Below are 13,654 nucleotides of genomic sequence, written 5' to 3'. Positions count from 1 at the left end.
TTTTTATATGTTTGCTTATCAGAACAGGTTGCTGATGAAAATCAGCAGAATCACCAACGGCACGAGGTATTTCACATAGGCAAACCAGATATTGACGGTGGTATGGTTGCCTTTGTAGAGCAATTCGTCCTTCGCTTCATCTTTCATCACGAAGCCGACAAACAAGGCAGAGCCAAGCGCGGTCAGCATAAACAGGATGTTGCCGCTGATATAGTCAAAGGCATCAAAAATGTTTTTACCAAACACGGAAATATCTTTCCACGGGCCGTAGCTCAAGATGGAAGGGATATTGCCGAAGATAAAAATACCTGCCAGTACGATGGTAATCGCGGCTGCGCGGCGGATTTTGGTTTTTTCCTGAATGGTCGTAATCAACACTTCATAAATGGTCAGAGAAGTGGTCAGCGCGGCAATCAGAAGCAGTGAGAAGAAAATTACTGCAAACACTGGGCCTGCCCACATATTGGAAAACACGATCGGCAGGCTTTGGAACACCAGTGTCGGGCCTGAGTTAGGGGCAACGCCAAAGCTGAAGAGGGAAGGGAAAATCATAAAGCCGGCCAACACGGCAATCAAAGTGTTGGTAATCGCGGTAATTACGGCCGTCTGAACCAGATCTTCATTTTTATCCAGATAGCTGGATAACGTAATCATCACGCCGAAACCCAAGCTCAAGGCGAAGAATACTTGTCCTAAAACGAAGACGAACAGTTCGGCTGTAATTTTGCTGAAATCAGGTTTCAGATAGAAGGTAATGCCTTCCATTGCGCCCGGCAGGGTAACGTTGCGCACAACCATGGCAATCAGGAATAAAAACAGTAAAGGCATCAGGTATTTTGCCGCTTTTTCAATACCGCCGATCACGCCTTTGACCAAGATCCATTGGTTCACAACCACAAATAAGAAGGTGTAGAAAGCAATTTCCCAAGGGCTGTTTTCGATGTGTTCGGTAAAGAAACTTTTGGTAACTTCGCCGGAAACAGGGCTGGAAATGTCCAAATTGCCGCCGATGATATTGATGATGTAACTGATAACCCAGCCGCCGAGCACCATGTAATAGGCCATGATGCCGAATGCGCCGATCAGGCCCATCCAACCGACCAATTTCCAAATTTTGGCAACGGGTTTGCCATTCATTGTGCCGCCAAACGCATCCAGCGCGTTCACGCCTTTACGGCGGCCGATGACGTTTTCCACCAAAATCATCGGAATACCGATGACCAGCATGGCGATACAGAACAGGAATACATACGCGCCGCCGCCGTTTTCACCGACCAAATACGGGAAACGCCAAGTTGCACCAAAGCCGACAGTCGCGCCGGCAACAGTAAGGATGTAAGTCAAACGGTTGGACCAAGTTTGACGGGGTTGATTGGAAGACATAAATACTCAGATGCATAAAAATAAAGACAACATTTTACCGTAAAGATTTAACGAATCTTGACTAAAGTCGGAAAAGAAAATTAGTTAAAAAAACTATGTAATGAATAATTTTTAGTGAGTTCCTCTGATTTGCTTGGTGTTGAAACCTGCAAACAGAGAATTTGGCTGAAACGGTATGAATGATTGAAAGAGCCGTAACGATAAAGGCTGTCTGAAAGTGGGATATGGGAAAGGGGTGTTGTAAGGATATTGGATAGTACTAAGGTGTTGCTTTCAAGTATGTCGGCAACAAAGATGGTATTTATCTAAGGCTGCCTAATAACATCCTGTAACCTTAGCTTGGATAGTCGCCGATAGTTTTTCTTTCTATAAAATGATTTATCTGAAATTGGAACGGCACAGATTGATGCGGAAGAGACGAGAAAGAGAAAAGGAGTAATGGCAAGTTAATGAGTGGAGATGGGGTTTAGCAATGATGGCTTCTTTAGATGAGAAAGGCCCGTCTGAAAGCATGCCCGCTTGATTGCCAAATTTTAGATAAAAAAAACCATCTATACTAAGGGGAAAGTATAGATGGCCAAACACATTACGGGGAAAACGTCTTACTCACTTACTCACTTCTTTCGAAGCAAGTGTTACTCAGACAGGCGAATTATACAATAGTTCAGTCTTTACAGTGTTAAATTCTGTTAAATAAAAATGATAAGGATTAGATGTTTGATTTTAAATAAATAAAAAATCCATATTGTTTAAAAATTGATCGAAAAAATTTGGAATTTTTTTAGATTTGGATAAATTTCCATTCTCCGGCGGCCAAATCATTGACATTCCAGTCACCGAATTTCTCACGGTGGAGCTGTTCGACACGGTTTCCTGCGGCTGCAACCATGCGTTTGACCTGATGGTATTTACCCTCGGTAATGGTCATCATCAATGTGGTTGGGTCGGCCAATACTGCTTCGGCCGCGGCGACGGTTTCATTATCGTCATGTAGGAGGACGCCGTTTTTCAGCGTAGTGCAAAGGGTATCGTCGGCAGGATGTTTCAAAGTGACACGGTAGAGCTTCGGAACTTTGTGTTTGGGCGAGGTAACGCGGTGGTTAAATTGCCCGTCGTTGGTAATCAGAATAATGCCGGTTGTGTCTGCATCCAAGCGGCCGACTGCCTGCATATCGATATTGCGCATGTGGTCGGGAAACAGGCTAAAGATGCTTGGATATTGCTGGGGTTTGTGCGAAGTCTCGTAATCTGCAGGCTTATGAAGCAAAATGTAGAAATAGGGCATGGGTACGGCGGCAATCTCTTCGCCGTCAACAGACAGGGTGTACACTTGAGACGGATCGATATCGTCTTTAGCACGATTATGGATTTCGCCGTTGATGGCAATGCAGTCATTGTCTATCAGCCATTGGCATTGCTTGCGGCTGCCGAGGCCTTGTGATTGGATGTATTTGAGCAGTTGCATGGTTGAAAAGTAGGAAATGTTCAGACGGCCTTTATTGTACTGGAAAACCGATGTTTAGGCCGTCTGAAAAGTAGGGGCAAAAAAAAATCGCCCCTTTAAAATTTTAAGGGGCGCAAAAGGAACACAAACCACTACCAAAAACTGTTACAGGGCAAATTCTCCTATTTGATGTGTTGCCGGATAAAGTGCTTTCATCAAGTCATGTGGTGAAAGCGAGAAATCTTTGCTGTTTGTCGTCAGACGGCCTTGCTGAGGCGTCAGCTCAAGCAATCTAGCGTTTGCCGACTGAATAAATTTGTTTTTCGTGCGCTGCATTTTTCTTTGCAGGGCGGAAACAACGCGGTTGTACAGACTATCTTTTTGCTTGACTTCGCGTGTATCGGCAACCCAGCTCAAGCGTGTATTGCCGTCTTCATCTTCAATCAGCAGGATGCCGGTTTCTGATTGGGGCGATTTGCCCATACAAGGGAGCCAAACATAATATCGGCCATCTAAAGTAATGAATACTGCGTCGTGTACTTCGCACTCATCGCAACACTTGGTAGCGATCAAAGAGCGGATGGCTTGCTGGTGCAGTCTCAGAATGTCGAGGGAGACTTGCTTAAAAATACTTTCGGGCATTTTCTTCTCCTTTCATTCTGTTGTGCGGTTGTTTTGTTTCGATGGGTTGTATTATACGGCGATTTTTTAAATTTGCAAATGATAATTGTTCCTATTATTTAATTTATAAGTAAGGTATTAATTATTAAAGAAATTAAATTTAAAAAATTTTTTAGAAATTGGGCTTTCTACTCAAATTGGAGTAATAGCTGGCCAATAGATGAAAAAAGAATAAAGGCCGTCTGAAAAAATCCAGCTATAAAAGGGTATTTCAAAAGTAGCTAAAGTTTTGCTGACTATACATTTCAGACGGCCTTCAGTATGATTCAGGACGTTTTGATAATTGCAGAAACCACCAACCATGAGCCAACGTCAGATTATCCTCGATACGGAGACCACGGGTCTTTATCCTGAAAACGGCGACCGTCTGGTCGAATTTGCCGGCTTGGAAATGATCAACCGCCAAATGACCGACTCCAATCTTCATTTATATGTCCACCCCGAACGCGATATGCCGGAGGAAGCGGCGAAGGTGCATGGTTTGACGATTGAAGTATTGGAAGCGAAGAATGCGCCGCCGTTTGCTCAAGTGGGTGAACAGATTGCCGACTTTATTCGTGGCGCAGAGCTGATTATCCATAATGCTAAGTTTGACGTCGGCTTCCTGAATATGGAGTTCCGCCGCATGGGTTTGCCTTCTATCGAGGAACTGGGTTGTAAAGTCACCGACACGCTGGCTATGGCGCGTGAAATGTTTCCGGGGCAAAAGGCAAGCTTGGATGCGTTGTGTAACCGCTTTTCCGTTGACCGCAGCAAACGGGTTTTGCACGGCGCGCTAATCGACTGCGAGCTTTTGGGTGAAGTCTATCTTGCCATGACGCGTCAGCAGTTCGACCTGATGGGCGGCGAGGCGGAAGAAGAGGGCGAAGTCAAACAAACCGTTATTGCGGAAACCAAACGTACCTCGCAGTTGAAAGTTATCAAAGCCAATGCGGACGAGCTGGCCGCACATGAAAAATATTTGGACGATTTGGGCGAAGCGTGCGTATGGCGCAAGGCTGAAACGCCGGATGAGGCCGATGCCGGAGTGTCAGCATGATGCGCCGCAATATCGCTTTGATTCCTGCTGCCGGTGTGGGAGCGCGATTTGGTGCAGGAAAACCTAAACAATATGTTGAAATCAATGGTAAAACCGTATTGCAACATACCATAGAAATCTTTGAGCAACACCCCCGCATAGATTTAATTGCTGTTATTCTTTCGCCGGAAGATTCGGTTTTTCAGACGGCCCTGTCTGAGAAAGTACGCGTCTTTCGAGTAGGCGGCGCAAGTCGTGCCGAAACGGTACGCAATGGTGTGTCCGTTTTATTGGAGCAAGGTTTGGCCGAGGCGCAAGATAACATTTTGGTTCATGATGCCGCGCGCTGTTACCTGCCTGTTGAAGCGTTAACACGTTTGCTTGATGAGGCGGGTGAGAATGATGAAGGCGGTATTTTGGCCATACCGGTGGCTGATACGCTCAAGCGCTCAGACGGCAGTCATCATATTGATGAAACCGTTGCACGCGCAGGATTATGGCAGGCGCAAACGCCGCAGCTTTTTCAGACGGCCTTGTTACATCGTGCTTTATCGGTTGATGATTTAAGTGAGATTACGGATGAAGCATCAGCGATTGAAAAACTGGGTATCCGGCCGCGCTTGGTGCAGGGCGATACGCGCAATTTAAAATTGACGCTGCCGCAAGACGAATACATTGTCAGATTGTTGCTCAAGGCCGTCTGAACAATCAAAACCTATTATTTAAGGAAACAAACATGAATATCCGTGTCGGACAGGGCTACGATGTCCATCAGTTGGTCGAAGGACGAGATTTGATACTAGGCGGCGTCAACATTCCGTTTGAAAAAGGCTTGCTGGGTCATTCAGATGCCGATGCGCTTTTGCATGCGATTACCGATGCCCTGTTGGGAGCGGCCGGTTTGGGCGATATCGGCAGCCATTTTCCTGATACTGCAGCCGAATTTAAAGATGCAGACAGCCGTGTGCTATTGCGCGAGGCTTATCAAAGCGTGCAGGAGTTGGGTTGGAAGGTGGTTAATGTCGATACGACCGTGATTGCTCAAAAGCCAAAACTTGCGCCGCATATTCCGGCAATGCGCGCCAATATTGCCGCAGATTTGGGTTTACCTGAAAACTGCGTGAACATCAAAGGTAAAACCAACGAAAAACTTGGCTATCTGGGACGGATGGAAGCCATTGAAGCGCAAGCGGCAGTATTGCTGATTAAAGCCTAAGAGCTTAAAATTACTTTATTATTCAAACTAAAAGACTGACAACATGGCAACTCAAGACGAACTCAAACGTATTGCCGCCGAAAAAGCGGTGGAATTTGTTCCTGAAAACGAATACATCGGTATCGGTACCGGCTCTACCATCAACTTTTTTATCGAAGCTTTGGGTAAAAGCGGTAAGAAAATCAAGGGTGCCGTGTCTACTTCTAAAAAATCCAGCGAGCTTTTGGCGAAATACGAGATTCCAGAAGTTTCACTGAATGAAGTGATGGGTTTGGCGGTTTATGTTGACGGTGCAGACGAAGTCAACCACGCGCTGCAAATGATTAAAGGCGGCGGCGGTGCGCATTTGAACGAAAAAATCGTGGCCAGCGCATCCGATAAATTTGTTTGTATCGCCGATGAAAGCAAATATGTTTCCCGTTTGGGTAAATTCCCATTGCCGGTGGAAGTGGTTGAAAATGCCCGTTCGCTGGTGTCGCGTAAACTGCTTGCCATGGGCGGACAGCCTGAGTTGCGTGTCGGTTATACTACTTTCTATGGAAATCAAATCGTTGATGTTCATGGCCTCAATATCGATCAAGCCCTGAAAATGGAAGACGAAATCAACAAAATCACCGGCGTACTCGAAAACGGTATTTTTGCCCGAGATGCCGCCGATGTGTTGGTTTTAGGTACGGCAGAAGGCGCAAAAGTCATCCTGCCTTGTCAGGATTAATGAAGATTAATCAATCTTAAAGGCCGTCTGAAAGTGCATCAGGTCTTTCAGACGGCCTTCAATTTGGCAAAATATGCAAATCAGTAAAATTATAAAATGGTTGCCCGTTGTTTTATCCGTGTTGGGCGCGCTTGGTTACAGCTCACGCGATACTGAGTTGATTCGTACCGGGGTAAGCGTTGCTGCAACATTGGCACAAGGCGACAATATCGGTTTGGAAAAGGTCAATGAATGGCTGGGAGAAAATGTCGTCAAAGCCACATCTGACACCAAAACCGAAGCTGAACCTAAGCAAGAACAGAAACAAAAACAAAAGTCATCGCGACAAACTTACACATACAACGGAAAAATCATCAAAATCCATGATGGCGATACTATGCACATCATCGATGGCGACGGCCGGAAACACAAAATCCGCATGGCCTATATCGATGCGCCGGAAATCAATCAAGCCTATGGTACGCAATCACGAGACAATCTGATTGATGCTGCATTGAATAAAAAAGCCAAAGTCCGTGTGTTTGAAGCCGACCGCTACCAGCGCGAAGTTGCCCAAGTATCTGTCGGCACGATTGACTTGAATTTAATGCAGATACGGGATGGCGCCGCATGGCATTATGAAAGTTATGCCAAAAAACAACAAAGTAAAACTGCCTACACTGACTATTCGGCCGCACAAAAACAAGCCAAGGAAAAACGTAAAGGCTTATGGAAAAAAGACAATCCGCAAGCGCCTTGGCAATTTCGCCGTCAAAATTACGAGCAGCAGAACGGTGATAAAAAGCAGTCTGATAAACAATGGTTCGGGATTTGGTAGGTTTTAAGAGAGGCCGTCTGAAAATTTTCAGACGGCCTTTAATCATTAAGGTTTAGTATAAGATAAGAATGAGTGGCAGGTTTCTGATTAGAGGGTAATAGAAATAAAAGTGTGGTGTAATATTTTTAAGAAGAGCGGATATTAAAAAAGACACCGTTAGCTGGTGTCTTTAGTATCTGGCAGAGAGGAAGGGATTCGAACCCTCGATACGCTATTCACGTATACACGCTTTCCAGGCGTGCGACTTAAACCACTCATCCACCTCTCTGTGGACTATTATTCTGACTTATTATTCAGAATAATGTGAAAACTTGACTGATTGATTTATCAGTGGTGCCCAGGAGAAGACTCGAACTTCCACACCCGTGAGGATACTAGCACCTGAAGCTAGCGCGTCTACCAATTCCGCCACCTGGGCAATTTAAATTTTCTTAAGCAAAGAAGCACCAAATTATTTGGTGCCCAGGAGAAGACTCGAACTTCCACGCCCGTGAGGACACTAGCACCTGAAGCTAGCGCGTCTACCAATTCCGCCACCTGGGCTTTGCTTTATTCTTCAATTTAAGGTACAGTTGACTACCTGAACTGCGAAGAAGCAGCTATTATATATTTTAAAAAAAGAATGTCAACTATCAAAATGAACAAAAATACTAAATCTTTAAATTTACGAGAAAAAGACCCGTATTTGGAGCGGGAGAAACAACGTTACGCTCATCCGTTGCCCAGCCGCGAATGGGTCATTGAATTATTGGAACAAAAAGGTGTGCCGACCAAAATCGAAGCTTTGGCACATGAATTGTCGATTACAGAAGATGAATATGAATTCTTCGAGCGCCGTCTGAAAGCGATGGCGCGTGATGGTCAGGTGTTGATCAACAGACGTGGCGCGGTGTGTGCGGCAGAAAAATTGGCATTGGTTAAATGCCGTGTCGAAGCGCATAAAGACGGCTTTGGTTTTGCCGTGCCGCTAACGCCGACAGGAGAGGGCGATTTCGTTTTGTATGAGCGTCAGATGCGCGGTGTGATGCACGGGGATATTGTTACCGTGCGTCCTGCCGGTATCGACCGCAGAGGCCGTCGTGAAGGTACGGTTTTGGATGTGGTGGAGCGTGCGCAGTCTAAAGTGGTCGGCCGTTTTTATATGGATCGCGGCGTGGCTATTTTGGAAGCCGAAGACAAGCGTTTGAGCCAAAGTATCGTGCTGGAACCTGAAAGCGTGGCGCACTTTAAACCGCAATCCGGTCAAGTGATTGTGGCTGAAATTGAGACGTATCCTGAAGCGCATCGTCCTGCTGTGGCTAAGCTGATTGAAGTGTTGGGCGATTATGCCGACAGCGGTATGGAAATCGAAATTGCTGTACGCAAGCACCATTTGCCTCATCAATTCAGCGAAGCATGTGTCAAAGCTGCGAAGAAAATTCCCGATCATGTGCGTAAAACCGACTTGAAAGGGCGCGTGGACTTACGCGATTTGCCTCTGGTAACCATTGACGGCGAAACTGCGCGGGACTTTGACGATGCGGTTTTTGCTGAAAAAGTCGGCCGCAATTACCGTTTGGTGGTGGCGATTGCCGATGTCAGCCATTATGTCCGCCCTGATGATGCGATTGATGTAGATGCTCAGGAACGCAGTACCAGCGTGTATTTTCCACGTCGTGTGATTCCGATGCTGCCGGAGAAGTTGTCCAACGGCATCTGCTCGCTCAATCCTGATGTCGAACGCCTGTGTATGGTGTGCGATATGGTGATTACTTATGCCGGCAATATCAAGGAATACCGTTTCTATCCGGCAGTAATGCGTTCGCATGCGCGACTGACTTACAATCAAGTTTGGGATTGGATTTCAGACGGCCAGGATCATCCGTTTAAGCAGCAAATCAATACTCTGTATAATTTATTTAAAATCTTGCAGAAAAAACGTTTCGAGCGTGGCGCGGTTGAGTTTGAGAGCGTTGAGACACAGATGATTTTTGACGACAATGGTAAAATCGACAAGATCGTTCCCGTTGTCCGCAATGATGCGCACAAGCTGATTGAAGAATGTATGTTGGCGGCGAATGTTTGCGCGGCAGAATTTTTGTTGAAAAACAAACATACGGCTTTATTCCGCAATCACTTGGGTCCGACTCCCGAAAAACTGGCCACTTTACGCGAGCAACTTAGTTTGCTAGGGCTGAGTTTGGGTGGCGGCGACAATCCAACGCCGAAAGACTATGCTGCGCTTGCCGAGCAATTTAAAAACCGTCCGGACGCGGAGCTATTGCAAGTGATGATGTTGCGTTCTATGCAGCAGGCGGTTTATGAGCCGCATTGCGACGGTCACTTTGGTTTGGCTTATAGCGCATATGCACACTTTACATCGCCTATCCGCCGTTATCCGGATTTGACGGTCCATCGTGCCATTAAGGCTGTATTGAACGGGCAAACTTACCAACCCAATAAAACCTGGCAGGCGTTGGGTGTGCATACCTCGTTCTGCGAGCGCCGGGCCGATGATGCCAGCCGCGATGTGGAAAACTGGCTGAAAACTTATTATATGCGCGACAAAGTCGGTGAAGTCTTCAGTGGCAAGATTTCGGGCATGACCAGTTTCGGTATTTTTGTAACCTTGGACGATATTCATATCGACGGCTTGGTACATATCAGTGATTTGGGAGAGGATTATTTCAACTTCCGTCCTGAAATTATGGCGATTGAGGGCGAACGCAGCGGTGTCCGTTTCAACATGGGCGATACGGTCACTGTAAAAGTCGCGCGAGCCGATTTGGATACCAGTAAGATTGATTTGACCTTAATCAGCGGCGGTTCAGTCGGTAAGAAGCGCGGCGGTAGAAAAGCAAAACCTGTAAGCAAGCCAATAGCTGCTGATAAGCCTGTCGAAAAGCGTAAGCGTAAACTTTCGGCTAAAGAAATTGATGAGGCGTTGGCCGCTCCTGTGAAGGCAAAGAAGAGCAAGGTGAAAAGTAAACCTGCCTCCAAGCCTGCCAAGCCAAGCAAACCTAAAGCCGCAAGCAATAAAAAAGCGCAGGCGAAAACAGCTTCCGTCAAAGCCGGGCGTAAAAATAATGCTCAAGGCAAAAGCGTGAAGATTAAAGTGAAGAAAGCTGCTAAGAAATAAGTAGCATTCAATTCAGGCCGTCTGAAAAGTTTCAGACGGCCTGAATTTGTGATTTTATGAATAAAACCAAGGATAAATAAGATGATAAAACTATACGGTATTCTCAATTGCGATACGGTTAAAAAAGCGCGCAGTTGGTTGGCGGAAAACGGCATCGAGTTTGAGTTTGTAGATTTTAAGAAAAACGTCCCGACTGCCGAATTGATTGATGGCTGGCTGGAGCAGGTAGTTTTGGAAATTTTGCTCAATAAAAGAGGTACGACTTGGCGAAAGTTGGATAAAGATGCGCAGGAATCTGCCACCACAAAAGAAGGTGCGATTGCTTTGATGGTGGAGAATCCCAGTATCATCAAGCGGCCTGTATTGGTCAAAGAAGGGCAGGTTTATGTCGGATTCTCCGTAGAAGCGTATCAGGAAATTTTTGGATAAGGCATTTTTAGGTTTTTAGGCCGTCTGAAAAAGCAAGCCTCGAAAAAATACGTTACAATACGCACTTTGAGCCTGTTTTCAGGATTTTAAGATTTTTGCGGCAGCATTTTCCGGCTGCCGCACCATACTTTTCTTTCGGATAAATATGTTCCATATTGTTGAAAAATATAAAACACCCGCCCAGATTGTTTTAGGTATCATCGGTTTGACCTTTATCGGATTCGGTGCCAATAATTTGTCTTCGCCGGGTTCTGATTACATTGTCAAAGTCGGGGATGAGAAGGTCAGCGAGCATGCTTTACAGATTGCAATACAAAATGAGCAGGCCGCAGGCAATAATGCGCCTTCGCGTGATGCTATATTCCAATCTTTATTGCAAAGAGCTTACCTGAAGCAGGGTGCCAAGCTGATGGGCATTGCTGTGTCTCTGGAACAAATCAAGCAAGTTATCGTGGATGATCCGAATTTCCATGATGCTTCCGGCAAATTCAGTCAGGATTTGCTCAAGAAGTATTTGGATCAGCGCAAAATGACAGAGGATCAGTTTGTCGAAGATATCCGCGAACAGTTCCAATTGCAAAATCTGTTGAATTTGGTGCAAAACGGCGCTTTGGTCAGCGATGCGCAAGCACGTCAGTTGATTAACCTGACTCAAGCAACACGTACCATCCGTTCATTTACTTTCAGCCCTGAAGCATTTGCGGCACAAGTAAAAGTAGATGATGCGGCTTTGCAAAAGTATTATGAAGCGCATAAAAAAGATTACTTGATTCCTCAAGCTGTTAAGCTGGAATATGTGGCTTTGAACATCAAAGATTTGGCTGACAAGCAAACCGTCAGTGCGGAAGAAGTACAAAAAGCTTACGACAGCAAAAGCGTAGATTTGTCGCCAAGAGCCGAAATTGCGCATATTTTCATTCCGGTTATGCCTAACGGAGATGAAGCAAGCAATGCAGAAATTAAAGCCGAAGTGGACAAAATGGCTGCAGAGCTCAAAGCGCACCCAGATGCTTTTGCTGAGCTGGCGGCCAAGTACTCCAAAGACTTGTCCAGCAGCAACAAAGGCGGCAATTTGGGTTATCTAAGCAAAAGCGGTGGTAGCGGCTTTGGGCCGGAATTCGATAAAGCGGCATTTGCATTGGGCAAAGGCGAAGTCAGCGATACCGTTAAATCATCTTTGGGTTATCACGTCATTAAAGTTTTGAATGTCGAAGCTGAGCCGACTTTGGAACAAGCCAAGGCGCGTATCGAATCAGCCTTGAAACTGAAAAAAGCAGCTTCTGCCTTTAATGCTGCGAAAGAAAAACTGGGTGAAGATACCTTTAATGATCCATCTTCTTTGGCAAAAGCAGCCGCCAATTCAGGTTTGAAAGTGGAAAGCCTGGATGAATGGGTGACCAAAGCGGGCGCGAAGGAAGCCGGCTTGCCTGAAGCATTGATTAATGCCGCGTTTAGTGATGATGTACTGAAGAAAAAACACAATTCTGAAGTGATCGCCATCAACAACGATACCGTTTGGGTCATTCGTGCGAAAGAAGTGCGCGAAGAGAAAATCGCACCATTTGCGGAAGTCAAAGACACTGTCCGTGCAGCATATCAGCGCTCTGAAGCCGCCAAACTGGCAGAGAAAAAAGCCCAGGAAACTTTGGCTGCTTTGAAAGCCGGTAAAGTTGCCGATGTTCAATGGTCGCCTGTTTCTCAATTGAGCGCGCAAGATGCACGTAAAACCATGTCTCCGGAGGCTTATGCGGCTTTGCTGAAAGCGCGCCCTGTCGGCGGTAAACCTGCGTACGCATTGTTGGAAGGTATGCCTGCACCGGTGATTATGGAAGTTCAGAGTGTTTCTGCTCCTGAAAATGCCGATTCACAGATTCCGGCTGCCAAACAGGCTTTGGTTCAGCAGCTTTCTGCCAATGTGTTCGATAATTTACTCCAGTATTTGGGTAAAAAAATCGATCGTAAGCAAGGCGCACAGCAAGTTAATAATGCTGCCGAATAAGCAGAGTATTTGAGTAGGGCAGCCGGATGAATTCCGGCTGTTTTCTTATTTTTAGCTATCTTTTTAAAGGCCGTCTGAAATCATGAGTAAAAACCCTGATGCCTTTGTCCGCTTGATTAATGCATTAAAAATCCTGCCCAATGTCGGCCCGAAATCCGCTCAACGCATGGCTTACCGGCTTTTACAGTACAAACGCGAAGAAGCGCAGGAGTTGGTGGATGCTTTGCAGTTTGCTTTGAGGCAGGTGCAGCATTGTCGGATGTGTAATACATTTTGCGAAGGCGATTTGTGTGAAATTTGTGCGGACGAAAAACGCGAGAAAAGCCGCTTGATGATTGTCCATATGCCGGCGGATGTCTCCAGTATGGAGGCGGCTAATTGTCATGATGGCCTGTATTTTGTTTTGATGGGGCAAGTCAGTCCGGCGCAGGGCATGGATATTTCGGCAGTAGCGTTAGATAAGCTGGTTGTCCGTTTGCAGGCGAGTGATATTGAGGAAATTATCATTGCAACCAACTTCACAGCCGAAGGTGATGCGACAGCATATGTATTGGCGGAATTGTTTAAAAATCTTCCTTATAAAGTCAGCCGGTTGGCGAGGGGAATCCCTTTGGGCGGCGAGATGGAATATGTGGATGCCGGTACTTTGGCTCAGGCTGTTTACGATAGAAGAAATATCCAATCTTAAATGCCAATATAAAAAGGCCGTCTGAAAGTCTGAGACCTTTGCAAAATTCCCCAAAATCCCCTAAATTCCCACCAAGACATTTAGGGGATTTTCCATGAGCACCTTCTTCCAGCAAACCGTCCAAGCCATGATCGCCAAACACATCG

General features: G+C 45.9%; 12 protein-coding genes and 3 tRNA genes. 9 read left to right on the top strand and 6 right to left on the bottom strand.

Annotation, left to right across the window (positions count from 1 at the left end; genetic code table 11):
- Positions 1-18: 18 nt before the first annotated feature.
- The 3 genes from ACTHR7_RS00075 to ACTHR7_RS00065 form a co-directional block, all read right to left on the bottom strand.
- A complete protein-coding gene (locus tag ACTHR7_RS00075) occupies positions 19-1,383 on the bottom strand; it encodes a sodium-dependent transporter (protein WP_107810484.1) in 1,365 nt (454 codons plus the stop codon).
- Positions 1,384-2,164: 781 nt separating this feature from the next.
- Positions 2,165-2,848 (bottom strand): 16S rRNA pseudouridine(516) synthase, encoded by a 684-nt coding sequence (locus ACTHR7_RS00070; RefSeq protein WP_107868305.1) that lies wholly within the window; start codon positions 2,846-2,848, stop codon positions 2,165-2,167.
- A 144-nt stretch (positions 2,849-2,992) separates the two neighbouring features.
- Positions 2,993-3,469, bottom strand: a complete 477-nt coding sequence (locus ACTHR7_RS00065; RefSeq protein ID WP_049348077.1) for a hypothetical protein — start codon at positions 3,467-3,469, stop codon at positions 2,993-2,995.
- A gap of 340 nt (positions 3,470-3,809) precedes the next feature.
- On the opposite strand from ACTHR7_RS00065, the gene dnaQ reads away from it, so the two are divergent.
- From dnaQ to ACTHR7_RS00040, 5 genes are all read left to right on the top strand, one after another.
- Positions 3,810-4,547, top strand: a complete 738-nt coding sequence (gene dnaQ / locus ACTHR7_RS00060) for a DNA polymerase III subunit epsilon (protein WP_070585437.1) — start codon at positions 3,810-3,812, stop codon at positions 4,545-4,547.
- Complete coding sequence (ispD, locus tag ACTHR7_RS00055; protein WP_070585435.1) at positions 4,544-5,230, top strand: 2-C-methyl-D-erythritol 4-phosphate cytidylyltransferase; 687 nt, start codon at positions 4,544-4,546, stop codon at positions 5,228-5,230. Before dnaQ ends, ispD begins: the two co-directional genes overlap by 4 nt.
- 32 nt (positions 5,231-5,262) lie before the next feature.
- Positions 5,263-5,742: a 2-C-methyl-D-erythritol 2,4-cyclodiphosphate synthase gene (gene ispF / locus ACTHR7_RS00050; protein WP_070608281.1), complete on the top strand. Its 480-nt coding sequence runs from the start codon at positions 5,263-5,265 to the stop codon at positions 5,740-5,742.
- A 43-nt stretch (positions 5,743-5,785) separates the two neighbouring features.
- Positions 5,786-6,457: a ribose-5-phosphate isomerase RpiA gene (rpiA, locus tag ACTHR7_RS00045; RefSeq protein ID WP_003679072.1), complete on the top strand. Its 672-nt coding sequence runs from the start codon at positions 5,786-5,788 to the stop codon at positions 6,455-6,457.
- 73 nt (positions 6,458-6,530) lie between these two features.
- Positions 6,531-7,274, top strand: coding sequence for a thermonuclease family protein (locus tag ACTHR7_RS00040; RefSeq protein WP_107868304.1), 744 nt, complete (start codon positions 6,531-6,533; stop codon positions 7,272-7,274).
- A 177-nt stretch (positions 7,275-7,451) separates the two neighbouring features.
- Here the strand turns inward: ACTHR7_RS00040 and ACTHR7_RS00035 are convergent.
- The 3 genes from ACTHR7_RS00035 to ACTHR7_RS00025 all read right to left on the bottom strand — a co-directional run bounded on the left by ACTHR7_RS00035 (position 7,452) and on the right by ACTHR7_RS00025 (position 7,817).
- Positions 7,452-7,542: transfer RNA gene (locus ACTHR7_RS00035), tRNA-Ser, on the bottom strand.
- A gap of 63 nt (positions 7,543-7,605) precedes the next feature.
- Positions 7,606-7,692 (bottom strand) — tRNA-Leu (locus tag ACTHR7_RS00030).
- 38 nt (positions 7,693-7,730) lie between these two features.
- Positions 7,731-7,817: transfer RNA gene (locus ACTHR7_RS00025), tRNA-Leu, on the bottom strand.
- Positions 7,818-7,911: 94 nt separating this feature from the next.
- On the opposite strand from ACTHR7_RS00025, the gene rnr reads away from it, so the two are divergent.
- The 4 genes from rnr to recR all read left to right on the top strand — a co-directional run bounded on the left by rnr (position 7,912) and on the right by recR (position 13,508).
- The gene (gene rnr / locus ACTHR7_RS00020) at positions 7,912-10,392 is read left to right on the top strand and encodes a ribonuclease R (RefSeq protein ID WP_440370109.1); all 2,481 of its coding nucleotides are present in this window, start codon (positions 7,912-7,914) and stop codon (positions 10,390-10,392) included.
- Positions 10,393-10,473: 81 nt separating this feature from the next.
- Complete coding sequence (locus ACTHR7_RS00015) at positions 10,474-10,821, top strand: ArsC family reductase (RefSeq protein WP_440370108.1); 348 nt, start codon at positions 10,474-10,476, stop codon at positions 10,819-10,821.
- A 145-nt stretch (positions 10,822-10,966) separates the two neighbouring features.
- Positions 10,967-12,820, top strand: coding sequence for a SurA N-terminal domain-containing protein (locus ACTHR7_RS00010; protein ID WP_440370107.1), 1,854 nt, complete (start codon positions 10,967-10,969; stop codon positions 12,818-12,820).
- Positions 12,821-12,902: 82 nt separating this feature from the next.
- Positions 12,903-13,508: a recombination mediator RecR gene (gene recR / locus ACTHR7_RS00005; protein WP_107868301.1), complete on the top strand. Its 606-nt coding sequence runs from the start codon at positions 12,903-12,905 to the stop codon at positions 13,506-13,508.
- Positions 13,509-13,654: the final 146 nt, after the last annotated feature.

The organism is Neisseria sp. P0007.S010, from assembly GCF_051962875.1.
GTDB lineage: Bacteria > Pseudomonadota > Gammaproteobacteria > Burkholderiales > Neisseriaceae > Neisseria > Neisseria subflava_A.
The sequence above is the reverse complement of the archived record's forward strand: the minus strand, read 5'-3'. Positions and strand labels throughout refer to the sequence as shown.